Source organism: Alteromonas sp. CyTr2, assembly GCF_947311905.1.
Lineage (GTDB): Bacteria > Pseudomonadota > Gammaproteobacteria > Enterobacterales > Alteromonadaceae > Alteromonas > Alteromonas macleodii.
In genome coordinates this window covers 1-24,557 of the sequence record NZ_CAMZMZ010000043.1, presented here as the reverse complement: position 1 = coordinate 24,557, position 24,557 = coordinate 1, and the positions used below count along the sequence as shown (strand labels likewise).

The window sequence follows — 24,557 nt, the reverse complement described above, 5'->3', positions numbered from 1 at the left end:
CAACTTAGTATAAGCTGCAACCGCTCAACTTGCTCCTGCCTTTATTGCCTTTAGTTGTTGCTATAACGATCAGGAGCAGGTAAAAGACCCTGAGCCTCGTAGAACCCAGGGAGTCCTCGTTAGCTTTGCAAGCTCGCCGGTTTTCATACTCATCTACACACGCATGGAGGCGACTGCCACCATGCGTCATTTCTTGGTACGAATATCCAATACCAGTGCCAGTAGGGAAAAACTAACTATCGACTCGCTTGCGCCACACCACTTGGTGTGCTCTCTGTCCACCCGCCTCCCAGAGCCTTGTAGAGCGCGATAAGGTTGCTCAACCGAGCCAGACGCGTACGCACCAACGTCTGCTGCGCGCTGTACAGCGTACGCTGCGCGTCAAGCAAGGTGAGGTTATCGTCCACACCTTCCCTGAAACGTTGCTCGGCCAGGTCATACATGCCCTGACTAGCAGCAACCAGGAATTGCTCTGAACGAATCTGCTCATCAAGTGTTCGCTTGCCGGCAAGGCCATCAGCCACTTCACTAAAAGCAACTTGAATGGACTTCTCGTAGTTGGCGATCTCGATGCGCTTTTTTACGTGCGCCACATCCAGATTGGCGCGCAACGCGCCACCCCGGAAAATAGGCACCGTAATCTGCGGCAAGAAGCTCCAGGCGCGCGAACCCGATTCGAAGAGCCCATCAAGCGATGCGCTTGCCGTCCCCGCCGAACCCGTCAAGCTGATGGTGGGGAAGAAAGCGGCTCGCGCTGCTCCGATACTGGCGTTGGCACCCAGAAGTACCTGCTCGGCCGCGCGCACATCCGGTCGGCGCACGAGCAACTCAGAAGGTAGGCCACTGGGCAGTTCGGTCGGCACGATGCCATCCGGCAGCACTATGGCTTTGTCAAGTTGCTGCGACAGCTCAAGCGTCAGCGGCTGGCCGAGCAGTAGCACTAGCGCGTTTCGGTCTTTGGCCGTTTGACGTGTGTAGTCCGCGAAGTTGGCCTCGGCTGTACGCAGTACAATTTCCGAGCGGCGCACGTCAAGTTGCGTGGCATTGCCAGCCTCGAACAGTTGGGCAGTAAGTTCATGCGAACGCTTTTGCGTGCCGAGCGTCTCGCCTGTTAACTGCAGTAACTCCTGGTCAGCCCGCAACGTGAGATAGGCGTTAGCAACCTCAGAGATCAAACTCATCTGCGTCGCTATGCGAGTCTCGTCCATAGCCAAGTAGGAAGCCAGCGCTTGGTTGCTGAGGCTGCGGATACGGCCCCAGACGTCCAGTTCCCAGGCAGCGGTCACCCCAGCAACCTCGTAACGACGCACGACGTCGGCAGCGCCGGTGTTGCTGAGATCGGCTGGCAGTCGTTCTGCGGCCCCTCTGCCGGATACCCCCAAGTTCGGGAGCACCTCAGCGCGCTGAATGCGGTACAGTGCCTGCGCCGCCTCAACGTTGAGCGCAGCTTTGCGCATGTCGCGGTTGCTCTCCAGCGCGATACCGATCAATTGTTGCAACAGCGGGTCGCGGAAGAAATCTCGCCAGCCGATATCGGCCGCGTCCGTGACTGGGGCCTCTGGCGTCGCTTTCGCCGGTTCTGCATAGGCCGCGCCCGAAGGATATACTATATCAATCGGCGCTGGCGGCCGATCGTACTTGGGTGCCATGGAACAACCGGCTAACGCTATCGCGAAAGCTACCGGTGCCAAGCTCTTGGCAGGTTGTGTGAGTGCGAAAGGTTTCTTCATCTCAAAATTCCTCCTGGCCGTTATGCTTGTCGCTCATACCGACGCGGGCTTGACTGGCTTCACGACGCAACGCCAGCTTGCGCACTACGACGTAGAACACCGGCGTGAGCACCAGACCGAATGCCGTCACGCCCAACATGCCGGCGAACACAGCGATACCCATTGCGTGACGCATCTCGGCACCCGCTCCACTCGCGAGCACCAGCGGTATCACGCCAGCGATAAAAGCCAGTGACGTCATCAGAATCGGGCGCAGCCGCAGCCGCGCCGCTTCAAGCACGGCCGCCAACGGATCGACACCTTCACTCTCCTTGGCACGGGCAAACTCCACGATCAGAATTGCATTCTTGGCTGCCAGGCCTACGAGCACCACGAAGCCAATTTGCGTGAAGATATTGTTGTCGCCGCCCGTAAGCCAAACACCGGCGATCGCCGAAAGCAACGCCATGGGCGCGATCAACAGAACAGCGAATGGAAGCGACCAACTGTTGTACTGAGCTGCCAGGAACAAGAATGCCAACAGCACTGCCAACGCAAAAATGTAGATGGAGGTGTTGCCAACCCGCTTTTCTTGGAACGTCAAGTCAGTCCATTCGTAGGTCATGCCGTCCGGCAGCGATTCGCTCACGATCTTCTCGATCGCGGCAGTAGCCTGGCCAGACGAATAGCCCGGTGCTGGTCCGCCGCTGATGTCAGCTGATGGGAACCCGTTGTAGTGCATCACTCGATCGGGACCGGAGCTACGTGAGATCGTCGCGATCGCGCTCAACGGGATCATGTCCCCCGAAGCGTTCCGCACCTTCAGCATGCCAATGTCTTCAGCCTGCATACGGAACTTCGCATCGGCCTGCGTCATCACTCGGTAAGTTCGGCCAAATCGATTGAAGTCATTGACATAAAGCGAGCCCAGATTGATCTGCAGCGTGTCAAAAACTTCGGTCAGCGACACACCTTGCGACTTGGCCTTTACGCGGTCGATGTCCACCTGCAACTGTGGAGCATTGGCCTGGAAGCTGGCCAACATGTTGGCCAGCTCAGGCGCTTGCATGGCTTTGCCCATGATCTGACCTTGGGCCTGTGCAAGTGCGTCTGGCCCCAGGCCCGCACGGTCTTCGATCTGCAACTTGAAGCCGCCCATTGAACCCAGGCCAGGCACCGGTGGCGGAGGAAAAATCCCGACGAAGCCGTCCGGTATTTGACTGAATTTGCCCATGAGCCTGCCTTGAATGGCGAACGCCGACAACGACGGGTCCTTTCGTTCGTTGAAGGGCTTGAGCATGGCGAACACCAGCGCGGTGTTGGGCTGATTCACTGGGCCGTTGAAGGAGAAGCCGGGGAATGCCATCACGCTTTCGACGCCAGGCTCGGCAAGCGCGATCTTGCTCATTTCCTTGACAACCGCGTCGGTGCGGTCCAGCGAGGCACCAGTCGGAAGCTGGGCGATGCCCACGAGGTAATACTTGTCCTGTGCGGGCACAAAGCCGGCAGGTACCTTATGAAAGCCCAGCCACGTCAACCCCAGGAAACCGACATAGAGCAGCAGCACCACAGCACTTCCGCGAACTGCGCGGCGCACGCCTCCGACATAAGCATTCGAGGCGCTGTCAAAGAAGCGGTTGAAGCGGCGGAAGAAGCCACCAAACAGGCCGTCGATGAGGCGCGTGACTCGATCGGGCTGGGCCGCGCCATGATGCGGCTTGAGCAGGATGGCGGCCAGCGCGGGCGACAGTGTGAGCGAATTGATCGCCGATAGGATGGTCGAGAACGCGATGGTCAGCGCGAACTGGCGATAGAACTCGCCTTGCAGCCCAGACAGGAACGCCGAGGGAATGAAGACCGCCGCCAGCACCGAGGTGATGGCCAGGATCGGGCCAGTAACCTCGTCCATGGCTTTGAGCGCTGCGTCCTTGGGCGACTCGCCAAGTGCCATGTGGCGCTCCACGTTTTCTACCACGACGATGGCGTCGTCCACAACAATGCCGATTGAGAGTACGAGGCCGAACAATGACAGTGTGTTCAACGAGAAGCCGAACATGTGCATTACGGCGAAGGTGCCGACCAGCGAGACCGGCACGGCGATCAGCGGGATGATCGACGCTCTCCAGGATTGCAGGAACAGCACCACCACGATCACCACCAGCAGAATCGCCTCTAGCAGCGTGACCGCTACAGACTGAAGCGAGGCCCGCACGAAGACCGTAGGATCGTAGGCGATCTTGTACTCGATGCCCTCTGGAAAGCTTGCTTGTAGACGATCCATCGTCGCGCGTACCGCGCTAGACACATCTAGTGCATTGGAGCCAGGCGTCATCAGGATCTGAATGCCAACCGTGTTGCCGCCATCAAGTTGGGCGCGCATGGTGTAGTTCTCCGCACCTAACTCCACACGTGCCACGTCGCGCAAGCGTGTAACCTGGCCGTGGGTGCCAGCCTTGATGACGATATCGCCGAATTGCTCTTCGGTGGTGAGACGCCCGAGTGCGTTGACGGTGACCTGAAAGGCAGACGAGGCGTTAGGCTGCTGACCGATAGAGCCGGCCGCAACCTGCACGTTCTGCTCCCGAATGGCGGCGACCACATCGCTAGCGGTCATGCCACGAGACGCAACCTTTTCGGGGTCGAGCCAGACCCGCATCGCGTACTCACCCTCACCACCAAGCAACACGTTGGCGATGCCCGGCAGGCGTGCCAGTTCGTCACGGACGTTGAGCATCGCGTAGTTGGACACATACAGCGGGTCGTAACGATCCCCTGGCGATAGCATGTTCACAACCATCAGGATGTCGGGCGCGGTCTTCTCAGTCACAACGCCGATGCGTTGGACCTCGGGTGGCAACCGGGGTAGCGCACGCGACACCCGGTTCTGCACCTGGATTTGCGCGATATCGGCGTTGATGTGTTGCTCGAAAGAGATGGTGAGCACCATCTTTCCGTCCGTGGACATCTGGGACTGCATGTACATCATGCCTTCCACGCCGTTGATGGCTTGCTCTAGCGGCGATGCCACGGTGTCGGCAATCACTTGCGGATTGGCGCCGGGATAGCTCGCCGTGACCTGTACCGTTGGGGGGGTAACCTGAGGGTACTCGCTCAGTGGCAACTGGAAGTAGCTGATCGCGCCCGCGATCAGCATCAGCACCGAAAGGACGATTGCGAAGATAGGGCGGTTGATGAAGAAACGGGGGAAATTCATTTGCGAGCCTCCGCTGAGCCAGCTGCGCTGTCAGCCTTGACCTGATCGGCCCCAGCCGCCCCAGCGGCCTTGGCAGACTCCGCAGGGACTGCCGGGGCACTAGCCGCAGTCTTAGTCGCGTCGGGAGCGCCGGCGGCCGGTGCTGCCGGCCCCTGCATGGGCACCATGCGCGGCGTGACAGTCATACCAGGTCGTACGAGGCCTTTGATTATGATTTTTTCGCCACCCTGCAGGCCACCGTTTATAACGCGCAGACCGTCGACTACGGGACCCAGCTCAATCGGACGATACTGAGCTTGGTTGTTTTCACCCACGACCAGAACATAGTTTCGGCCTTGATCGGTGCCAACCGCTTGGTCGTCGATGAGGACGGCCTGCCGAGAGCTTGCGGTGGAGAGCTTGGCCCAGGCGTCAGCCGTCCATCAGGGTTGGGGACGACCGCGCGAGCGCGGATCGTGCCGGTACTTCTATCAATCGCATTGCCGACGAAGTCGAGCACGCCCTTGTACGGAAAGTTTCTGTCAGTGCTCAAGCCTACTTGAACGGGCAACGAAGCATGAGTCCCTGAACCAGGTCTCGAGCGGCTCACCACATTGACGTAGGTTGCCTCATCGATGTCGAAATAGACGTGCACAGGATCGATGGACACGATCGTGGTAAGTAGCGTGGCTGCTCCTGCACCGCCGCCGCTGACCAGGTTGCCCTCGGTCACCAGCACTCGGTCCACGCGCCCGGCAATTGGTGCCGATACCCGCGCGTAGGACAGGTCGAGCTGCGCCGCTGCGACTGTGGCCTTTGCCGCCTGTACCTGCGCCTGACGCGCATTGCGTGCGGAGACTGCATCGTCATAGGTCTTCCGAGACAGGGCGCCAGTGGCAACAAGCCGCTCGGCACGATCAAAGTCGGCCTGAGCCTGACTGGACAGCACCTCAGCCTGCCGCAACTGCGCCGTGGCGGTGTCGAGCGCGACTTGGAAAGGCCGTGGGTCAATCTGGAACAACAATTGCCCCTTGCGTACCAGACTTCCCTCGGGCACGCTCACCGCGTCGACGGCCCCCCCACACGCGAGCGCAACTCGACCACCTTCGGTGCGGCCAAAAAGCCGGTGAACTCAGTTGACGGCGTGATTGTGCGCGTGATGGCCTCAGCCACAGGCACCTGCGGTGCCATCGGTGCGCCAGCTGGTGGTGCTGCTGGTTTACTTTCATCCTTGCCATCTCGGGCAGCCACCGCTATCCCCCCGACGGCCGCGATGACGCTAGCTACCAAAATGATCCTGATTTTTTTATGCATGGAAGTTACCTTTTTTATTACGGGGCTTCGGTCCATCCGAAGCGGTTCGCATATGTTTCTAAAGGCTAGCCCTTACAACCACGTCAAGGTCAAGCCTTTTTCGATGACCATGACGAGCATGGGACTGGACTACAAGCTCTGGAACCTTCCGGCCTCCCGGTGAACGCATGAGATGCAGTTACGGCCGAAAGGGACGCATCTGAGCCCATTATCCACGTCCGATCATCCCATCTATTTAAACTCGTTGTTCTAAAGGCATTCGTTTATCGCCTAACATCGATGTTTTCGGAGATCGATTTACAGATGAAGATATGGAAGGGCTTGGCGCCGCAACAACGGCAGTTCAAGCCCTCTGCAATACCTCAATGGGCATCCTGTACGGACACAGAGCTTTGATGACCTCCGTTCTGGCCATCGGCTGGCTCTTGGGCACCCTTAAAGCGGAGTAGGCGCAGCGCATTGAGCGTGACCAAAGCGGTGGCACCGGTGTCGGCCAGCACAGCAACCCAAAGGCCAGTGATACCCAGCACACTGGTGACTAGGAACAGGCCCTTGAGGCCAATGGCGAACACTACGTTCTGGTGGATGTTGGCCATCGTCGCGCGGGACAGCGCCACCAGGTGCGCAACGTCCGTGACGCGGCTCTTGAGCAGAGCAGCGTCTGCGGTCTCTAGGGCCACGTCGGTGCCGCCGCCCATGGCGATCCCTACATCGGCGGTCGCCAAGGCCGGCGCGTCGTTGATGCCGTCGCCGACCATCGCCACCTTCGCGTCGCGCTTCAAGTCGTTGACCAGGCGCAACTTGTCTTGCGGAAGCAACTCACTCTCCCACTCGATATCCAGCTTGCCGGCGATGGCCTGCGCAGTTCTCCGATTGTCACCGGTGAGCATGACCGAGCGCACACCCATCGCCTTGAGCTGGGCCACGCCTTCGCGGGCGTCACGGCGAGGTTCGTCACGCAAGGCCAACAGGCCCATGACATTCTTGCTTGCTTCGTCGAACAGAACCACCACCGTCTTGCCACCATCTTCCAGCTTGGCGATTTCCTGCTGGTGCGCGAGGGTCAGCGTGGCCATCTGCCCTGCATGGACGGGCGATCCCACGGCTAGCTTGCTGCCGTTCACGGTAGCGCGAACTGCCTTGCCCGGGATAGCGAATGCTTCGGTGGCTTGTGGAACCTCCACATCGAGGCTCTTGGCGTGGGCAACGATTGCCTTCGCCAACGGGTGATTCGATCCAGACTCGACGGCGGCGGCGAGCGCCAGTACCTGTTGCTGCTTGGATTGCCCGAAAGGCACGACTTCAGTGATGCGCGGCTTGCCCTCTGTCAGCGTGCCAGTCTTATCGAAGGCGACTGTGCGAACGCGACCAATGGTTTCCAAGGCGTTGCCACCTTTAATCAGCAAACCTCGGCGAGTAGCAACAGCCAGTCCCGAGGCAATGGCCGCCGGCGTTGACAAAACCAAGGCGCACGGGCACGCGATTAGCAGCAAAGCAAGACCACGGTACAGCCAAGTGCCCCAATCACCACCCATGGTAAGCGGGGGAACCACGACGATCAGCGCCGCGATGGCCATCACGGCCGGGGTGTAGTAACGGCTGAACTTTTCGATGAAGCGTGCCGTCGGCGCCTTGGAGGATTGAGCTTGCTCGACGAGCTGGATGATGCGCGAGATGGTGTTGTCCGATGCAGCCTTCTCAACCAGAACTTCAAGCACACCGTCGACGTTGATCGAGCCGGCAAATACGTCATCGCCACCGGCCTTTTGACGCGGCACGGACTCCCCTGTGATCGGAGATTCATCGAGACTGCTTTCGCCGCGGAAGATCTTGCCGTCAGCGGGCACTCGATCACCCGGGCGCACCAAAACCCGGTCGTTCACGCTCAGGGAGGCAGCGGGCACTTCGCGCTGCCCACCATTGGCGTCGAGCAAGACAGCAGTTTTAGGCACCAGAGAAGCCAGCGCTTTAATGCCGGCGCGGGCGCGGCCAGCGGCCACACTTTCAAGCAGCTCGCCGACCGCGAACAGGAACACCACAGCAGCGGCCTCCTCGGCCTCGCCAATCACGAGCGCGCCCAGCGAGGCGACAACCATCAGTGTTTCGATGGAGAACGGGGAGCCAGATATGGCCAGCGCGAAGGCTTTGCGCGCGAACGGGAGTACGCCAGCGATCACGGCAGCGGCGAAGATCCATTCGGCATAGCCGGGGATAAATTGAGCAACTGCATAGGCCGAGCCCATGAGAGCTGCTAGGCCCTGCACATGCTTACCCTTCTTCGTCTGCCACCAGCGTTGAGTGATAGCTGAGGGCACGCGGGCAGGCGCGGCAGGCGAGGATCCATCAAGGCGGCGCACGTCGGAGACGCCGAAACCCAGGCTTTTGATGGTCTTCTCGATGTCGCCAATATGTGTAGGACTTCCAGACGCGAGCGTCAGCTCAAGCGTTTCTGCCGTGAAGTTGATGCGGGCATCTGATACGCCCGCCATGCGAGCAAGAGCCGTTTCAATCTTGCCAACGCAGCTCGCGCAGTCCATGCCTTCCACGTGCATCGAAACGTTGGGTGGGTTACCAGGGGGCTCGCGGCGAGCGTGTGAGGTGTGATCATGTCCACTGCAGGAGCCGTGTTCATGCCCGCCGTTTGTCTTTTGCGTGTGGCCGTGCCCATGATCACCGCCGCAAGCGTGACCATCCTTGTGATCTTCGCTGTGGTCATGTGCATGGACCGATTGGCGCGATACGGCCGCAATCGAGAGCGACGACACTGGCAGTTCTTCCACACCGAACCCCAAAGTTTTGATTTTCTTAGCTACATCGCGAGCAGTGAAGCGGCTTTTCAGATTGCGAGTCAACGTCAGCGTTTCACTAGAAAAATTGACTTGCACGTCCGTCAGCCCATCCATTCGGGAAAGGGCCTTCTCGATTTTGCCGACGCAGCTCGCGCAATCCATGCCCTCCACACGGAAGCTCAGCTGCTCCCTAGCCTTGTCCTGGTACTCCGTTATTTCCCTTGTCATATCTACCTCCAAGTTCTCTGAACACTTTGCAAGTTAGGTTCGCCGCACGCCGCACATACTGCTTAAATATAACAAACACATGAACATACATCCATGTGTTAATCATTAAAAAAGAAGGCTGTTGTCCTTCTGTTTACGATCGTCTGTGGTTGTGGCGTGCGGCGTGCGGCGCACGTGCTTACAGTTTCGACACATTTTCAAAATGCAGATTGAATTTTAGCACACATATGAAGATATGTTCAATTATTTAATTCATGAAGTTAGCATGGTTAATTTCTACGCTCACGATGGGGGGGAGTGAAAGCTGGCGTCGGCTGATGAGGCCCAGGGGATTGAGTGCGGTCAGATTCATACAACCGTCACCCAAACATCACGCATGGGCGAAGTCGCGCTTACTCAGGACTGGGATGGCGCATTACAGTTGCTGACGGGCTGGCACCTCTCTTGCGCAATCGCGAAAATGCCCAGCAAAAAGTAGGCATCTTTGCGTTCGACGCAATTCGCAATCATTCCTCAGAGAAGTGACAGACCATGTCCTGAAACACTTGACTGATGTGCTCATCCGCGATGCCGTAGAAGATATGTTTCGCCTGACGTTATCCACGCACAAGTCGAGCTCCACGCAGGAGCCGCAGATGATGACTGACCAAGAATTGGGATAGATCGAGCGTTTCTGCGATGTCGCCCACCGCGACTGATCCGCGCATGCACTGTAGCAGGATCTTCAGGCGCGATTGATCTCCTAACAGGAGAAAAGTCTCAGCGAGAACAGCGACGTCACTATGAGAGAGCGCCAAGAGCTCTGGGGCCGAACGCTGAGCATTGGTGGCGCAATTCTGAGCATTGTCGCCATTGGCGTGTTTTCGAGAAGTCATGGATTTCTTGTCCCTGAGCTGCCAGCACTACGCTGGCTGCAGCATCAGTGTTGATGACCCGGGACGGAATGGTCGTGCTTATGACCCTTTTCATGGCTGTGGCTAGTGTCATGCTCATGTGGGGTGTGCCCTTGCGGCCCACCTGTCGGCTGCAAGCTGCAAAGGTTCTTTTCACCAGGAGAGTTCCATTCGATCCCGACCGTCACGTGCTCGATGCCAAATTGCTCTCGAAGCACCACCTCTACGCACTTGACCACGGTGCGCGCTTCCTCAGCCACACTAGGGCGAACGTGCAGCGTGGCCATCGTGCGACCAGAGGTAAGCTGCCATACATGCACATGACTGACGGCCGCCAAGCCAGGCACCGCGCCCATCAGGCCTTGTTCCACCTGCTCCGGAGAAGCGTCCTCGGGCGCACCTTCGAGCAAAATGTGGATCGATTTCGCCAGGAGCTTCCAGGCGCTGCGCAGGATCAGGGCTGCCACCAGCACCGACAGGATGGGGTCAATTGGCGTCCAACCAATGAGATAGATGACCACTGCAGCGACGATGGCACCGACCGAGCCCAGCAGGTCGCCCATCACGTGCAGGATGGCCCCCTTCACGTTGACGTGATCGGTCTCTCCGCGGGTCATGATCCACAACACCAGAACGTTTACCAACAATCCAAGCACGGCGACGATCATCATCGGGCCGGCAAGGATGGCGGGCGGAGCTTGCAGTCGCTCCCATGCTTCATAGGCGATCCATGCCACGATCACAAAGAGCGTCACAGCGTTCAGGAAGCCGGCGATGACCTCGAACCGAAGGTAGCCAAAGGTGCGCTTGCTGTCAGCTGGTCGGCGCCCGAACCGGAATGCCGCGTATGCCAGAGCCAGCGCTGCTGCATCGGTCAGCATGTGGCCCGCATCGGCCAGAAGGGCCAGCGAGCCCGACAGCACGCCGCCGACAGCCTCCACGATCATGAAGCCGAAGATCAGGAAGAAGGACAGCAAGACCTTGCGTTCGTTAGCGCCGGTCACTTTTGGAGTGTGGTCATGGTCGTGACCATGTTCATCGTGCGATTGGGACATCAGGGCCTCGCGCAGAAATTAGGTGGTTGACTGTACGTAAAATATAATACATGAACATATGTTTATGCAATGTATTTTTAGCAAACCATACTAAGGACTGCGAAAGATGAGTGGCGGCGATGCGGCTATTTAGTACGCCTATCCTCTTGGCCACACCCTGTGCAGGTCGTCCACAATCAGGTCGTGATGATGTTGGCCCAGATCCAAGTGCTGACGCAGATAGAGGATGACCCGCCGGAAGGTTCGGATGGTCGTGAGCCAGATCGGACGGGGCGCTGGCTGGCCAAAACCGCAGCGCGAGCACCACGCAGGAAAGCGCCTGAAAACATCTAGGAGATTTCAATCATGGACACGAACTTCGACGTCATCGTCATCGTCATCGTCATTGGCGCCGGGCCTGGTGGCGACATCGCAGCGATTCGCGCCGAGCAGTTAGGCATGAATGTCGCCTGCGTCGATGCCTGGAAAACCAAGGAAGGCAAGCCTACCCAAGACGGTACATGCAACAACATCGGGTGCATCCCGTCAAAGGCGCTGCTGCAGTCGTCCAAAAACTTAGACCAAGCCAAGCACCACTTCGGCGCGCTCGGCATCATGTCCACGGGCGAGCTACGCATGGACGTGGCTGTGATGCTGGAGCGCAAGAATCAGGTCGTGAAGTCGAGCAACGAAGGCAAACTCTATCTGTTCCGAAAAAACAAGGTGCAGTTCTTAAACGGTCTGGCGTTTATGACTCGGGCCGCCGTCGGCCTTGAACTGGATGGGCGCGGAGCCGTCGTGGTGAACGGCGAATGGCGCACCAGCGTGCCCAGTATCTGGGCCATCGCCGATGTGGTGCGCGGCCTGATGCTAGCGCACATGGCAGAGGAAGAAGGTGTCGCTGTGGTCGAGCGCAGAAGGTGTCGCTGTGGTCGAGCGCATTGCAGGCCATCGCGGTCATGTCGATTTCAACACGATCCCCAACGTCATCTACACCAGCCCGGAAATCGCCTGGGTAGGTCGCACCGAGCAGCAGCTCAAATACGCGGGCGCAGCATATCGTAGCTGTACATTTCCGTTCATGGCTAACGGTCGCGCGCGTGCATTGAGCGAGACAGCGGGTCTCGTCAAGGTGATCGCAAATCCTACGACAGACGAAATCCTCGGCGTACATGTAGTCGGCCCGCAGATCAGCGAACTTGTGGCTGAGGCGGTCATCGCGATGGCATTCAATAAGGCCTCACTTGCGGTCGATAAGCGCGCTGAACTTCTGATTGATCAGAATTGGACCCGCATTCATCTCATTGAGTGTAGCCGCGGGCGGTCATACGGCCCCAGCTTGTAATAGATCGCAATCCGCATCGCAACGAGCGCTTCGCCCGCGGCTAATCGTCGTTGTGCTCTTCGACGATGTGAGTGGACATGTCCAGCAGCACTTGGTTCACATGCTTGTCGTCCACCTCATAGAAAATTTGCTTGGCCTGGCGCACCCCCTTCACAAGGCGGGCTCCACGCAGCAGCCGCAGGTGGTGACTGACCAGCGACTGCGAAAGCTCGAGGGATTCCGCGATGTCCCCAACCGAGGAGGAACCCTTCATGCAGCACAGCATTATTCTCAACCGAGACGGGTCGCCCAGTAGGCGGAAGGTCTCGGCCAGGATCGTAACGTCATTCTGTGACAAAGAAGCCAGATCGTCGCTTGCACCGCGGGGCGCGTTAACTTGTTTGCGTAAAGTCATTTCTCAAAAATTCCAACTCTCGAACAGCTACTCATGCCGTTCAGAATTAACGAGGCTGCGATAATTTGATCGCACTCGCCGACAAAGATCAGGAGACAGCCTGCGAGCCAAGGCGCGCCGCGTCTATGCGCAGCGAAATCGTCCAAACCAGCAGCGCTCAAAATAGGGCTTAACCTTACAACATAGTAACCCTCAAGTACCCTGTATGTCTAATTTCAATTTTGAGAAGACACCTTGAGCATGCCATTAACAAGTGCTGGTCGTGCCACCGTAGCAGCGATCAGCCTGCCCATCGAGGGCATGACCTGCACGAGCTGCATCGTCCGAATCGAGTGCGCCCTGACCAAGGTGCCTGTCTCTTGATCACATCTCATTGATCAAGAGACTTGGCTAACAGGTAACCTTCAAGGATGGTTTGTGGTAAAACTATCCTTCCCATAACCGCTCCCTGCCGACTCGTCCCGTCCTTTTTGAATCAAACCAACCCACTAATTTTCCGAGACTTATACAAACCCAATAAACACTTGGAGTTCGCTTCGGTACTTTTTTCTTTTCGACTTTTGACCACAGCAGCTTCCAATCACTCACAAACTTACTTGTTAGCACTGATTAAATAAAGTTGACTTTAATCATATGAATTTTAATAAATTAAAAATCAGGCCGCATGCGACCTCATCCTGACGACAAAGGTCTAGCTTTCGAGCTAAACTGCGTATTCCCACCCATGGCGATCACCTAATAACATTGAAGGGAGTCGAAAGTTTAAGGGCAGCTTTCTATGTCCTGCAGATGGGAAGTATCCGCGAGGTAGAGAGCCTTCAGTATTGGGCAGTCGGGTTTTTCATTTCCCGCGCAGCAAGCAGAGAGTGTGGTAAGAATTGATGCCATACGTTGAAATTCTTCAATTTTTAAGGTTAAATCATTAATATGAGATTCAACTATACTTTTAACATCTGCACTCTGACGCGAATGATTTCCCCAAAGAGAAAGTAACTCTCCTGCCTGTGACAGAGAAAAACCGAGATCTCGACATCGACGTATAAAATGTAACTTATAAACATCGGCATCTTTGTAGATCCGATAACCAGCCTCTGTTCTGGAGACTGATGGTATTAGCCCAACCTCCTCATAGTAACGAATCATTTTCGCCGAAACTCCCGATAAGCGGGCTGCATCACCAATGTTCATCTTCACCTCCCAAATGATTTTTACTAATACTGTAGTTAGCTTTAAGTAACATAGTTTCGGGTAACATTTATTGAAGGAAATTTCCTAATCCATTGAACCAAGTAACCATTAACCTGTTCCCAAAAATCTCACCAGCCCCCACCTAACTTCAGGTTAAACCTTCCCCTAACCGGAAGGTCAAGAGAAGTCGATAGATTTTTTGTATGATATTAAAATCTTGATCGTTTAGATTTCCCACATGGTTTAATAATAAATAATTCTTAAAGTTCAAAAATAAATGCCGACTTAATTCATCTGACTCCACTGATCATCTAGTGTTCAAAAAATTATCTACCCATTGAACCATTGCTTTAACCAAATCATCATCATATGCGATGTGCTGACCATGGCGCTGTTCTGGCGAGGGCAGCCTCAAGGTGTCATCGTTCATACTGATAGTTGGACCATTGCAGTTTTGAGAGTCAAATTCATTCATTAGAGATCCGATTGCATTTCGAGCTCTATCGAGTGATTTTGCTTCAATGAGTTCAGCAATAGTAAAGAGCACCATAATCATCGCAGCTTCTGGCCACTGTCTAGAATTAAGGCCCATAACTGCCATATACATCCCCTTATTTCTTTTTAATCAGTTTTTCCTCTACAGGACAATCCATTTGCATAATGCGGATTTCAGTTCGCCCCCCCCAGATTATTTAATCTTTGTAGGCGCAGCCGCGCAACAGTCTCCACTAAGGCCATGATCATCTTGATCATGCGATTTCTGGTCATGGTCATGGCCACAACCTTTGTAAGTAGGCTTATCATGATTTAGGTCTTTTTCAACATGCGAATGGTTGCAATCATTATGAACATACAAATGACCATTCGCCTTGTTCAATTCGCCTGATTTCTGAATCTTGCCTCCCACAACCAAGCTTAATTTTTAAATACAACTAGCAGCTTCCTTCCTACTAGAGTTTTACTTTTTTGCGGGACCACTTGCCCAATATGTTTACTATACTGACTACTGAAGACCCTAATCTAACTACAGAGTCAAGTTCAAACGAGGGATATATGAAAATTGGTGAGTTGGCGCGTAAAGCAGGCTGTCCGGTAGAAACGATTCGTTACTACTAGAAAGAAGGTCCACTGCAGGCACCTTTACGAGACATAGGAAATAATTATCGTCACTACGACAAAACCCGTCTTGAAAAACTACTATTCATCCGCCGCTGCCGTTCTCTCGATATGACCCATGAGGAAATTCGCGCTTTGCTGTTAGCAATCAATAATCAGGGTAAAGAATGTGGCCCGATAGATGCAATCATCAACGCCCACCTAATTCACATTCAGCATCGAATCAAAGAATTAGTAGCGTTAGAAGAGCAACGTAAGGAGCTGAATGCTTTTTGTAGCGCTGACCGCAGCATAGATAAATGTTGCATAGTCCAAAAATTGACAGCTGATGAAAGTGATAGCGATCTTTCCTTAACCGCACCAACCAACCATTTAGGGGGGCATTAGTGATGCCACGCGCTTGTTTAAAATGAAAAAAATGTGATGGTGTTAAAACTGCGTAGTCTTACACCATTATGGGCCAATTTAAAGTACTACATTTTGCCGCTCAGCTTATCTCCAGAGCGGCGCTGTACCGCTCCTCCTCGGTTTACGGTGCGGGCTTTGCCCGAAGCATTGGTTAATGTCCTAAGAATAGGACATTCTGACCGCTCATCCCCAGCACAACTCCGGATTAAAACTCGTAGTTTCTCAGTCATTTGACGTATACTTTCCATACGTCGTTCTAAGTCAGCAATGTTCTCCTGAGCCAGGCGTTTAACATCAATGCTCTGGCGAGATTTGTCATTCCATAACGTAAGCAAGCCTTCTATATCTTCCAGAGAGAACCCGAGATCTCGGGCACTACGAATAAAAACCAATCTATGAACATCATTGAGAGCATACTTACGATAACCTGACTCCGTACGCTCGGAGGCAGGGATTAATCCAATTTGCTCGTAATAACGAATCATCTTGGTGGATATTCCTGATTTACGCGATGCTTCTCCGATATTCATAAGCCCACCTTGTTAATGCTCAGCGTTAATGCTCAGCGTTAATGCTCAGCGTCCTCAACCAAAGGAGGCTGGAACCGACGCAGACGCAATGAGTTTCCCAGAACGAACACGCTTGATAGCGCCATCGCCCCTGCTGCAAAAATTGGAGAGAGCAGTATTCCATAAGCTGGGTATAGCAGTCCTGCAGCCACTGGAATCAATGCTGCATTGTAAGCAAATGCCCAAAAGAGATTTTGTCTGATGTTACCGATTGTTGCCTTAGACAATCCAATAGCATTAGGAACTCCCTGCAAGTTTCCTGACATTAAGACAACATCAGCTGACTCCACGGCTATATCTGTTCCTGTACCAATTGCAAGTCCAATATCTGCAACTGCAAGTGCCGGGGCATCGTTTATCCCATCGCCGACAAAAGCAACTTTACCGTAATTTTCTTGCAGTCGACGCACCGCTTCAACTTTGCCTTCAGGTAACACTTCCGCAACCACTTCATCAATATCTAATTGTTTAGCAATAGCCTGAGCTGTATTCGCATTGTCACCGGTAATCATGGCGACCTTGAGACCAAGCTGATGTAATGCCTTTATAGCTACTGGAGTACTTGATTTAATAGGGTCAGCTACAGCAATAATTGCAGCCAACCGACCATCTATAGCAACATAGAGAGGTGATTTCCCCTCATTCCCGAGGCGTTCAGAAATCCGGGAAAAATACGTTACCTCCAATGCTAACTCACGCATAAATCGATCAGCGCCTACTTCTACAAGGCTCCCTTCAACAGTCGCTCGTACTCCCATACCAGTGATTGAATCAAACTCAGTAAGCTCTGGCAGTAAAATGCCGTCTCCTTCTGCCGACTCAACAATAGCGCGAGCAATAGGGTGCTCAGAACGTGATTCAACTGCGGCAACTTTTGCTAATACCTCATTACGTTCAAAACCCTGAGCTAGTTCCAGATCTGTCATGACTGGACGACCTTCAGTCAGAGTTCCGGTTTTGTCTACAGCAACAACTTTGGCATCTTTGAGTAACTGTAGGGCTTCTCCCTTGCGGAATAAAATTCCCATTTCTGCACCACGACCTGTACCAACCATGATAGATGTCGGTGTCGCGAGTCCCATTGCACATGGACATGCAATGATTAGCACTGCCACAGCATTAACCAATGCGAAAGACAGGGCTGGTGATGGACCAAATACTAACCAAATCAGGAATGTAAAAAGTGCTGCCAACATCACAGCTGGAACAAACCACAATGTCACTCTGTCCACAACAGCTTGTATAGGTAACTTTGACCCCTGGGCCTGTTCTACCATCCGTATGATTTGTGACAGCATTGTCTGACCACCAACCGCAGTAGCACGCAACCTCAGTGCTCCTTTCTGGTTCACAGTCCCTCCGACAACTCCACTGCCAACGATTTTTTCCACTGGTATAGGCTCACCAGTTATCATCGATTCATCTATAAAACTGGTACCTTCACTTACCTCTCCATCGACCGGAATCCTTTCTCCCGGGCGAACTTCGATAATGTCTCCAAGCACAACGTCTTTGACAGGAATATCATTCATTACGCCATTACGGAGCACGTGCGCCTCCTTAGCCTGCAAGCCTACTAAGCGTTTGATAGCCTCAGACGTTCTCCCCTTAGCTCTCGCCTCCATAAATCGTCCCAAAAGAATGAGAGCGACAATCACTGCAGCAGCTTCGTAGTACACATTAACGGTACCCTCAGGCAAAAGGTATGGTACAAACGTAGCAACCACAGAATAACCAAAAGCAGCAATAGTCCCGACAGAGACCAGTGAATTCATGTCAGGAGCAAGCCGCGTAAGAGCAGGAATGCCTTTCATGTAGAATCGACGACCTGGAACCACTAAGACTAACAATGTCAATACAAACTGGACGTACCAGCTTTCCTGGATCCCAATGGTATTCATCACCCAGTGTTGCATTCTTGGAATCATGTGAGATCCCATTTCGAGAACAAATACCGGCAGAGCCAGTGCTGTTGCAATAACTAAATCTTTCTTTAATAAAGCCTTCTCTGCGTCCTTTCTTACTTCAGACTCATTACTGACCTGATTTTGGGTATCGATGACACGGGCTTCATAGCCAACTTTTTGAATAGCAGATATGAGATCGTCTATGCCAGCCACTCCGCGAATAGTTGCCCTCTCAGTTGCAAGGTTAACCGTTGCCGCCTTTACACCATCAACCGCTAAGAGTGCCTTTTCAACACGGCCAACACACGAAGCACATGTCATACCTTGCACTGAAAGTTCAACGGATGTTACAGGAACTTCATATCCTACCTTTTCAATTGCTTCGATTAACTTCAGTCGATCAACAGGAGCTTTAAGATGAATATCCGCCAGCTCAGTCGCAAGATTGACACTTGCGTTTACGACGCCTTCAACTTTGTTTAAAGCTGCTTCAACTCGTCCTACACAACTTGCACAGGTCATACCCTCAATAGGTAAGCTAACCCGGGCTTCAGCATTGCTGGAGAGCTGGTTTTTATGAATGCTCATGATGTATTTCTCATTGTTGGTTCAGATATTAAACAGTCTAGGGCTTACCATGATGGGAAGGTCAAGCGTATTATTTTTAACCTCATGAACACAACAAATGAAGCGCCATCATTCCTGATATTCATCCAGCTGTTTGGTAGTGTGTAACTCTAACTCAAAAGAAACGAGCGCCTAAATCTCAAAATATCAGGCTAGTAGCCTGTTTGAATGTGCTCCCTCAAGAAAAGCCCCGCTAACTGCCTTTTGCAGTGGCGGCGCTAGCATTCTTTTCGGTATTCATGGCCGCAGCTTGTAATCAAGCTAAGTGAATGGGAAACCTATTAACTGAAACGCCGTCATGGTAATCGGGGACGGGGTGGGATGACGCCCAAGCCGTCAGAAATCTGGCCGCTTGGGCGTTTTTTATTGTTATAAGGTGCCCAGTAAAACGGCGCTGATTGCTGGAATTGTTGTGCCAATGACTTCTTGAGTGCTAGCAACAACAGGTAAAGTTGCAGACATGACACTTTCAACGACTGTTGGTGTGTTGTAGAGACCCATACCGCCACCAATGCCCAAGGCAAAGGCCATCAAGCTTTGGCGAGCGATACCGCCCACAATACCCACCAGAACCATGGCTCCCGCTACGATCCGTCCCAAAGTACCTTGGGTCCAATCTTTTAGGGTATCCCACACATCGGTGAAAGCATCACCACCGGTGCCTGCAAATGAGGGCTCCGAAATCATTAACGCCATTAAACCAAGCGCACCAATGGTCATTAGGCGCTGAGTCTGAATGCTGCGAACTGCATTTGTCATTCGTTAGTTTCTCCGTAGATACTCAAGTTATCGCGCTTACCATCAGCTCCCGCTGAGGCTGAATCGCTTTGAGTCTGAAGTGGACGTAGCACTGGCGAAACCGTTCGAGGTGCTGACACCCCAATATCCCACCGGCGCGGTTCAATTTCGGTAAACACGTAGCTGGATAAATTCAGATCTCCACGGTCATCCTCCCAAGGCGCAATCCAAATCCGCATTACCCTTGAAGGAATGCGAATAGGTGCAGATTGCTGCGTCTCGGGTAATGCTGGATGGCTCAGCAGTCCTGTCTCTAAATCAGATTGTGAATACCCAGAGGGAGAACCAATTCGAGTCGCCACAGCATCAATCGTCTTGGGTGCAGCGCCATAACTGGTAAGCTCATAGACTTCACGAGCAGATAAACAGCGCACACCGTCAGGCATACCTGGGCATCCATATTCACTACTCCCAAGACCCAATGAACTACAGCCAGACAATAAGGTTGAGCCGACTGCCAATAAAAGTAATCCAGCTTTAGACCACTGTTTTGACTGGTGCTTTGGGTTGTTCTGCATTGATGTCGTCATGGTTAACTCTCCTCTGGATACACATCTTATTGTCTGAAACGGACTTCGATCGGTTAGCAACATGCAGGATTTTTTCATCTTCTTGCACCACCCCCTTGAGAAGTGGCCAACGACAACGAGGCACCACGAGTGACTATGACTTCAATTTTCCTTGCAGCGTCTACCTCTATGACTGGGAACATATTTTCAGCCATGTCCAAATAGAACTTGGCCACTCTATCCAATGCTTTACCTGTGCCTTTAATCGCAGCGCCTTGTAATGCTTCTTGGCTCATGACTTGCTGGTACAGCTGAGTATCACCGGCATTACCCGTCTGAATCGTCGGAACAGGATTTACATCAAATGCGCCAGCCAAGCCCTGAAGGAATCCGGCCATCATCGACTTGGCCACCAGCTGGCCTTGTTTCGACACCAATCGGCCACGAATGCCGGCTTTGCCGTCTTCACCTACAGCATAAGAATCCAGTCGTGTTTCAATGACGCCACCGTCTTCTCTCACACATGAAATGGTCTCGCCTCGCAAATAAGCACGCTCAGAGCTCAAATCACCGTAACCTGCGGCGATCAAGAAACACTCTTTGATATCCGCTCTAAATCGGTTGGGTAAAATGGCTTCCTTTTGAATCCTCAGCAATGCAGGAAAAGGTTCGCGTCTTGCGGACTCGTGAGTAGGTGCATCCAAACCTGTGATCAAAGTACCTGAGATGATGCTGCCCGCCGGTAAATACAAAGGCGGCGCTTCTTGCACAACAACCTCTGGTTCAGCAACCACTTCAGGCTCAATCATACGAATCGTGATTGGCGGCAATGGAACATCCCGAGCTCGTGTACCTTGGCCATTGGCTGGCTGCTGATAGAGCGGATCAGGAAGTGGCGCATTGGCAAAATAGTCGTCTGGGTTAGACGGCAATGGCTTTTCTTCTTCAGGCAATTCCATGGCAGATAAAGGTACTTCAAAGCGGCTATTTGTGCCTTCAACTGCTGCATCACCTCCAGCGCGAACATCATCAAGTTCCGCTCTAAGGCGGGCCAGCTCCGCATTGACTTCACTTGGTATAGAAGGCGAACCTGGGCTTAGCCGTCCTGAATCGACGTCACGACGCAAGCGCTCAACTTCACGACGTAACTGTTCATTGCGCTCACTGAGTAGTTTTACGTTCGCAGCCAAACTATCGACCCCAACATCACGAGTATTGGTATCCGTAAGAATGTGCCGGATCGTTTCCTGTCGGTTCCGACTACTTGAGTCATCGTCAGGATTAGGTGAAAACACCATCACCATAAGGATGAGACCACCAGCAATACCAGCAACCGATAGGCCCCGCTTCATGTTCGGGCTCATTTGTTCCCATTGTGCTTTCATCGTTATTCACCTCCCACAAGAAGCGAAGGTCGCTGACTTTCCACCGCTTCTTCACGATGATTGCGAACAACCACATACAACTCAGTCTTTTCACCCGGCAACAAGATATTGCGAGGCCAGTAGGCGCTTGCCACTATATCTGGTGCATGACAGGCTATTTCACTGGCTTCTATCGGCCCATCGGCAAAGCTTTCAACCAGTCCTACATAGACGGTGAAATAATGGCCTGTCACAATTTGCCCCTGCTTAAAACCAAACTTTAAGCCCGGCTGAAAACATTTCGGGCTTGTGTCAGTTTGGCCAGCTAAACGGATGTCATAGCCTTGTTGTAACTCATTTAGTGCAAGGCGTCTGAGTAAATCACGTAAGCTATCGACGTATGGCTGAGCCGTTTCCCAAGTGGCGGCTTTTCGGTTCACGACGCCCTTAATGGGCCACTGCTGACCATCAATCGCTAAGGTGATTTCACGCGGTGGAATACGACGAGGTACTAAGGTGACTGATAATGCGGGCGCTTCCTGACCAGGCGGTGTGATGTAAAGTGAAACCGGTGATTCTTTGTCCGTGGCCACATATACAACATTCCCCTTGATTTGCGTCTGAGCATCACTGGTTGTTCTCACCTGAGGCGATTCAAACGGCGTCACAATCCGATTCAGATGACCAAGTGCTACAGGGATCAGTTCATTAACCCCCGGTGTCATCAGTAACGTTGTTGGCACATCCGTTGAAACCGTATTGGTTTGAACCGGCGAATTTGCTGTAGCGGGCTGCTTCATCACACTAGCTGGCACAATCGGCAATTCCACGTCTGCATACGACGCTTGAGATAACAGGACGCCACTCAAGCTCATTGCGATTAAGTTTGGTGTTATCCATCGATTAATTTTGGTTCGCATCATTCACCCTCCGGTTTTGCTCTTGGGTCAACTTTTCACGAACGCGCTTCGTTCTAGCTTGCCCCTCATACGTATCCATCCAACTGAGCTTTGGACGGTATTGCTCAATATCGATGTCAAACTCATAGGTGCGAGTTTGGCGCTGTTCATCTCCAGATGGTCCAGAGACCAAGGAATAACCGGTCACAAAGACATGGCCGGTTTCATACTCATACTCCACCTGTCTGGGTTGGAATTTGAGCGTGACTCGGTCTTCTCGGATTTGCCTTGCCTGAATTTCCAGTGCATCGACCACTTGCTGGTACACCGCTGGAGAAAGCAGTGGTTCTATAGCAACCCGGATAAAGGACACATTACCCGGCGTCACGTTGCCCATAAGCTCAGCCAGGTAGAGCCCCCAGGACTCCAGGTAAGGTTGAGTGGCTTGGTTTCGTGACACTTCAGCCGTTTCAGACAAGGTTGGTGGTTGAATGGCCACTACGGTATTGCGAGAAAATGCCGCAACCGCAAGCAGCAAGTTAGATAGCACCAGCACTGCAATCAGAAACCGTTGCCATCGGTTCTCTAATTGCGTGCCTTGCCATGATTTTAAAAACACGTCGAACTTCACGGCAGATAGCTCCTGATAAATGGGTTAGGGATCGTCTTGGCTTTGGTTGGCAACAGTCCGGCCCAGTAGATGGCGTGAAGAATAAAACCATCTGGGCGACCATCACGAAAACGCCGATAGAGCTTGGTTGTCACCAACCCCAACAGGCATAAAACCAAGGCATTACCGGTAAAAATGCCGATCACTAGCCCCAACAGAATGGGAGCCATCTCATCGGCACTCCAAAGCAGGAAGTGCGGCGGGTCATCGATATAGGATGGAATACTCACAGGTTCCATAGTCACTCCTCGTTGTTTGAATTGAGAAGTGAAGAATGCCTTGGGATTGGCAGGTTCGGTGGTCAGCTAGATGCCGAATTTTTGAAGGTTTTGAGGGTTCTACTCAGACAATACTAACAATTGATCTTTTTGATGCGGTTGATATGATGAGGATATTGGTCGTGTCGAGACCAGCTGCCCACTTTAGCAAACCCGGACGGGACGACATGCATATCAAATTTATTTGGGTATACGGATTTAATGGTTGATGGGGTGAAGGTGCCCCATCAACCATTAAATCCGTATACCCTTTATTTTTAAGGCAAATGTTTTTCACTGAGAACACAGCAAAATGAATTAACGGCAGAAAAAAGGGCTCTTAATGACGCGGCAGGCTTCAGAAAGCATGCAAAATGCAATCATCGTTTAACAGAAAGGATAGATGCATACATGAACGCAGAAGAAGCATTACTTCAAATCTATATGAGAGAATTAGATACAAAGCGTCAAATAAAACATAATTCTAAATTTGACATATTTATGAGTACGGGGGCGTACCATTTAGAATTCGCTGTGTTGTCGTTGGCTATTAGCAAAGTAAATCAGGAATTAAAGAGTGCAGGTGTTGATATCGCGTCTTTCATAGACGAGATCCATAAATACATAAACGACATCATGGTAGACAGCATGGAAGGCTCGAACCAAGTTAAAGAGTTTGACCCGAACAACCCTAAGGAAGTAGAGGTGTCATGTTATAGCAGAACATTGAAAATGGTGAATGATAACCTGCTTAACCGTTACTACAACGCACTGCAAGCAGAAAGAATGAAGGAGGAGTTAGACAGAAAAGTCATTCGATTCCATAAAAAATGAAGACCTAAAGATATCAAAACGCATTCCTTGCTGAACAGGAATGCGCATGGACACTAATTGCCTTCTTCAAGGGCAGCGATTTTTGATTCTATGATCGGCAATCTCGCCCTGGCACCTCTGTGTCCTTTATCGACAGCTTTTGAATACCAGATTTTTGCCTGATAAAAATCTTGTTTAACGCCCTCACCTTTTTCATACAACACACCGAGCGTATAAGGCGCAATATCATGCCCTTCACTAGCAGCCTGCTTAAAAAGCGTGATTGCAGATTGTATATCGCCCTTGTCGAGCGCTGATGCGCCTTCAAAGAACGCGTCGTTCGCCCATACAGAAAAAGATAGAGTGAACGCAAAAGAGGACAAAAATAGCTTTCTTAACATAGGTGTTTCCCATACTCTAATTAAGCCGCTTTACGTGGCTTTTTGCTTCGCTTATTTTTAAAAGCTAAGGATATCTATCCGTTCACATTGGGCGCAAATATAGGCACATGTATCACTGCGCTTATCGCAGCG

At 52.6% G+C, this 24,557-nt stretch carries 23 protein-coding genes and 3 pseudogenes; 5 read left to right on the top strand and 21 right to left on the bottom strand.

Annotated features, from left to right (window positions below):
- Positions 1-236: 236 nt before the first annotated feature.
- The 6 genes from QME20_RS17390 to QME20_RS17370 all read right to left on the bottom strand — a co-directional run bounded on the left by QME20_RS17390 (position 237) and on the right by QME20_RS17370 (position 9,233).
- Entirely contained in the window at positions 237-1,730 is a 1,494-nt protein-coding gene (locus QME20_RS17390; protein WP_011788495.1) for an efflux transporter outer membrane subunit, read from the bottom strand.
- 1 nt (position 1,731) lies between these two features.
- Entirely contained in the window at positions 1,732-4,923 is a 3,192-nt protein-coding gene (locus QME20_RS17385) for an efflux RND transporter permease subunit (RefSeq protein WP_011788494.1), read from the bottom strand.
- Positions 4,920-5,288: a hypothetical protein gene (locus tag QME20_RS19720; RefSeq protein WP_348648763.1), complete on the bottom strand. Its 369-nt coding sequence runs from the start codon at positions 5,286-5,288 to the stop codon at positions 4,920-4,922. The genes QME20_RS17385 and QME20_RS19720 overlap by 4 nt, the downstream gene beginning before the upstream one ends.
- Entirely contained in the window at positions 5,186-5,959 is a 774-nt protein-coding gene (locus QME20_RS17380) for an efflux RND transporter periplasmic adaptor subunit (protein WP_281716306.1), read from the bottom strand. The genes QME20_RS19720 and QME20_RS17380 overlap by 103 nt, the downstream gene beginning before the upstream one ends.
- A gap of 2 nt (positions 5,960-5,961) precedes the next feature.
- Complete coding sequence (locus QME20_RS17375; protein ID WP_269464978.1) at positions 5,962-6,216, bottom strand: hypothetical protein; 255 nt, start codon at positions 6,214-6,216, stop codon at positions 5,962-5,964.
- Between the two features lie 362 nt (positions 6,217-6,578).
- Positions 6,579-9,233, bottom strand: a complete 2,655-nt coding sequence (locus tag QME20_RS17370) for a heavy metal translocating P-type ATPase (RefSeq protein ID WP_011788492.1) — start codon at positions 9,231-9,233, stop codon at positions 6,579-6,581.
- A 336-nt stretch (positions 9,234-9,569) separates the two neighbouring features.
- Between QME20_RS17370 and QME20_RS17365 the strand changes: the two genes are divergently transcribed.
- A complete protein-coding gene (locus tag QME20_RS17365) occupies positions 9,570-9,758 on the top strand; it encodes a hypothetical protein (protein WP_148290650.1) in 189 nt (62 codons plus the stop codon).
- On the opposite strand, the pseudogene QME20_RS17360 reads toward QME20_RS17365, so the two are convergent.
- Positions 9,740-10,108 (bottom strand): annotated as a pseudogene (locus QME20_RS17360) (metalloregulator ArsR/SmtB family transcription factor). The gene QME20_RS17365 and the pseudogene QME20_RS17360 sit on opposite strands and share 19 nt — an antisense overlap.
- A gap of 44 nt (positions 10,109-10,152) precedes the next feature.
- Positions 10,153-11,181: a cation diffusion facilitator family transporter gene (locus QME20_RS17355; RefSeq protein ID WP_011788490.1), complete on the bottom strand. Its 1,029-nt coding sequence runs from the start codon at positions 11,179-11,181 to the stop codon at positions 10,153-10,155.
- 345 nt (positions 11,182-11,526) lie between these two features.
- On the opposite strand from QME20_RS17355, the gene QME20_RS17350 reads away from it, so the two are divergent.
- Both QME20_RS17350 and QME20_RS17345 read left to right on the top strand, forming a co-directional pair.
- Positions 11,527-12,225, top strand: coding sequence for an FAD-dependent oxidoreductase (locus tag QME20_RS17350; RefSeq protein ID WP_015066563.1), 699 nt, complete (start codon positions 11,527-11,529; stop codon positions 12,223-12,225).
- Positions 12,137-12,505: a hypothetical protein gene (locus QME20_RS17345; protein WP_223420022.1), complete on the top strand. Its 369-nt coding sequence runs from the start codon at positions 12,137-12,139 to the stop codon at positions 12,503-12,505. The genes QME20_RS17350 and QME20_RS17345 overlap by 89 nt, the downstream gene beginning before the upstream one ends.
- A gap of 40 nt (positions 12,506-12,545) precedes the next feature.
- Here the strand turns inward: QME20_RS17345 and QME20_RS17340 are convergent, their stop codons facing one another.
- The 4 genes and pseudogenes from QME20_RS17340 to QME20_RS17325 form a co-directional block, all read right to left on the bottom strand.
- Positions 12,546-12,899, bottom strand: coding sequence for a metalloregulator ArsR/SmtB family transcription factor (locus tag QME20_RS17340; protein ID WP_011788489.1), 354 nt, complete (start codon positions 12,897-12,899; stop codon positions 12,546-12,548).
- Between the two features lie 429 nt (positions 12,900-13,328).
- Positions 13,329-13,478, bottom strand: a pseudogene (locus tag QME20_RS17335) (IS4 family transposase); the annotation flags it as partial.
- 183 nt (positions 13,479-13,661) lie between these two features.
- On the bottom strand, positions 13,662-14,087 hold the full coding sequence (gene cueR / locus QME20_RS17330; RefSeq protein WP_011788488.1) for a Cu(I)-responsive transcriptional regulator: 426 nt from the start codon (positions 14,085-14,087) through the stop codon (positions 13,662-13,664).
- Positions 14,088-14,394: 307 nt separating this feature from the next.
- Complete coding sequence (locus QME20_RS17325) at positions 14,395-14,688, bottom strand: hypothetical protein (protein ID WP_055647240.1); 294 nt, start codon at positions 14,686-14,688, stop codon at positions 14,395-14,397.
- A 386-nt stretch (positions 14,689-15,074) separates the two neighbouring features.
- Between QME20_RS17325 and QME20_RS17320 the strand changes: the two are divergent.
- Positions 15,075-15,590, top strand: a pseudogene (locus tag QME20_RS17320) (Cd(II)/Pb(II)-responsive transcriptional regulator).
- 86 nt (positions 15,591-15,676) lie between these two features.
- Here QME20_RS17320 and cueR (QME20_RS17315) read toward each other — a convergent pair.
- From cueR (QME20_RS17315) to traL, 8 genes are all read right to left on the bottom strand, one after another.
- Entirely contained in the window at positions 15,677-16,141 is a 465-nt protein-coding gene (cueR, locus tag QME20_RS17315) for a Cu(I)-responsive transcriptional regulator (RefSeq protein ID WP_011788480.1), read from the bottom strand.
- A gap of 38 nt (positions 16,142-16,179) precedes the next feature.
- Entirely contained in the window at positions 16,180-18,675 is a 2,496-nt protein-coding gene (locus QME20_RS17310; protein WP_011788479.1) for a heavy metal translocating P-type ATPase, read from the bottom strand.
- Between the two features lie 408 nt (positions 18,676-19,083).
- Positions 19,084-19,473 (bottom strand): TraA family conjugative transfer protein, encoded by a 390-nt coding sequence (gene traA, locus QME20_RS17305; RefSeq protein ID WP_011788478.1) that lies wholly within the window; start codon positions 19,471-19,473, stop codon positions 19,084-19,086.
- A complete protein-coding gene (locus QME20_RS17300) occupies positions 19,470-20,042 on the bottom strand; it encodes a TraV family lipoprotein (RefSeq protein WP_015066557.1) in 573 nt (190 codons plus the stop codon). The genes traA and QME20_RS17300 overlap by 4 nt, the downstream gene beginning before the upstream one ends.
- Positions 20,043-20,116: 74 nt before the next feature.
- Positions 20,117-21,406 (bottom strand): TraB/VirB10 family protein, encoded by a 1,290-nt coding sequence (locus QME20_RS17295; protein WP_020745001.1) that lies wholly within the window; start codon positions 21,404-21,406, stop codon positions 20,117-20,119.
- A 2-nt stretch (positions 21,407-21,408) separates the two neighbouring features.
- Positions 21,409-22,305: a type-F conjugative transfer system secretin TraK gene (locus tag QME20_RS17290; protein ID WP_153826366.1), complete on the bottom strand. Its 897-nt coding sequence runs from the start codon at positions 22,303-22,305 to the stop codon at positions 21,409-21,411.
- A complete protein-coding gene (locus tag QME20_RS17285) occupies positions 22,289-22,915 on the bottom strand; it encodes a TraE/TraK family type IV conjugative transfer system protein (protein WP_000667170.1) in 627 nt (208 codons plus the stop codon). Before QME20_RS17285 ends, QME20_RS17290 begins: the two co-directional genes overlap by 17 nt.
- Positions 22,912-23,193, bottom strand: a complete 282-nt coding sequence (traL, locus tag QME20_RS17280) for a type IV conjugative transfer system protein TraL (RefSeq protein WP_000433891.1) — start codon at positions 23,191-23,193, stop codon at positions 22,912-22,914. The genes QME20_RS17285 and traL overlap by 4 nt, the downstream gene beginning before the upstream one ends.
- A gap of 429 nt (positions 23,194-23,622) precedes the next feature.
- On the opposite strand from traL, the gene QME20_RS17275 reads away from it, so the two are divergent.
- Positions 23,623-24,045: a hypothetical protein gene (locus QME20_RS17275; protein WP_035234747.1), complete on the top strand. Its 423-nt coding sequence runs from the start codon at positions 23,623-23,625 to the stop codon at positions 24,043-24,045.
- Between the two features lie 53 nt (positions 24,046-24,098).
- On the opposite strand, the gene QME20_RS17270 is transcribed toward QME20_RS17275, so the two are convergent.
- Complete coding sequence (locus QME20_RS17270; RefSeq protein WP_020744997.1) at positions 24,099-24,425, bottom strand: SEL1-like repeat protein; 327 nt, start codon at positions 24,423-24,425, stop codon at positions 24,099-24,101.
- Positions 24,426-24,557: the final 132 nt, after the last annotated feature.

What these genes read in the sequence shown, in the direction of transcription:
- QME20_RS17370 (WP_011788492.1), bottom strand. Translation starts at nt 9,233, where the DNA reads ATGACAAGGGAAATAACGGAGTACCAGGACAAGGCTAGGGAGCAGCTG.
- QME20_RS17340 (WP_011788489.1), bottom strand. Translation starts at nt 12,899, where the DNA reads ATGACTTTACGCAAACAAGTTAACGCGCCCCGCGGTGCAAGCGACGAT.
- QME20_RS17275 (WP_035234747.1), top strand. Translation starts at nt 23,623, where the DNA reads ATGAACGCAGAAGAAGCATTACTTCAAATCTATATGAGAGAATTAGAT.
- QME20_RS17385 (WP_011788494.1), bottom strand. Translation starts at nt 4,923, where the DNA reads ATGAATTTCCCCCGTTTCTTCATCAACCGCCCTATCTTCGCAATCGTC.
- QME20_RS17390 (WP_011788495.1), bottom strand. Translation starts at nt 1,730, where the DNA reads ATGAAGAAACCTTTCGCACTCACACAACCTGCCAAGAGCTTGGCACCG.
- QME20_RS17300 (WP_015066557.1), bottom strand. Translation starts at nt 20,042, where the DNA reads ATGACGACATCAATGCAGAACAACCCAAAGCACCAGTCAAAACAGTGG.
- QME20_RS17350 (WP_015066563.1), top strand. Translation starts at nt 11,527, where the DNA reads ATGGACACGAACTTCGACGTCATCGTCATCGTCATCGTCATTGGCGCC.
- cueR (WP_011788480.1), bottom strand. Translation starts at nt 16,141, where the DNA reads ATGAATATCGGAGAAGCATCGCGTAAATCAGGAATATCCACCAAGATG.
- cueR (WP_011788488.1), bottom strand. Translation starts at nt 14,087, where the DNA reads ATGAACATTGGTGATGCAGCCCGCTTATCGGGAGTTTCGGCGAAAATG.
- traA (WP_011788478.1), bottom strand. Translation starts at nt 19,473, where the DNA reads ATGACAAATGCAGTTCGCAGCATTCAGACTCAGCGCCTAATGACCATT.
- QME20_RS17325 (WP_055647240.1), bottom strand. Translation starts at nt 14,688, where the DNA reads ATGGCAGTTATGGGCCTTAATTCTAGACAGTGGCCAGAAGCTGCGATG.
- QME20_RS17295 (WP_020745001.1), bottom strand. Translation starts at nt 21,406, where the DNA reads ATGAAAGCACAATGGGAACAAATGAGCCCGAACATGAAGCGGGGCCTA.
- QME20_RS17355 (WP_011788490.1), bottom strand. Translation starts at nt 11,181, where the DNA reads ATGTCCCAATCGCACGATGAACATGGTCACGACCATGACCACACTCCA.
- QME20_RS17310 (WP_011788479.1), bottom strand. Translation starts at nt 18,675, where the DNA reads ATGAGCATTCATAAAAACCAGCTCTCCAGCAATGCTGAAGCCCGGGTT.
- QME20_RS17375 (WP_269464978.1), bottom strand. Translation starts at nt 6,216, where the DNA reads ATGCATAAAAAAATCAGGATCATTTTGGTAGCTAGCGTCATCGCGGCC.
- QME20_RS17270 (WP_020744997.1), bottom strand. Translation starts at nt 24,425, where the DNA reads ATGTTAAGAAAGCTATTTTTGTCCTCTTTTGCGTTCACTCTATCTTTT.
- QME20_RS17290 (WP_153826366.1), bottom strand. Translation starts at nt 22,305, where the DNA reads ATGCGAACCAAAATTAATCGATGGATAACACCAAACTTAATCGCAATG.
- traL (WP_000433891.1), bottom strand. Translation starts at nt 23,193, where the DNA reads ATGGAACCTGTGAGTATTCCATCCTATATCGATGACCCGCCGCACTTC.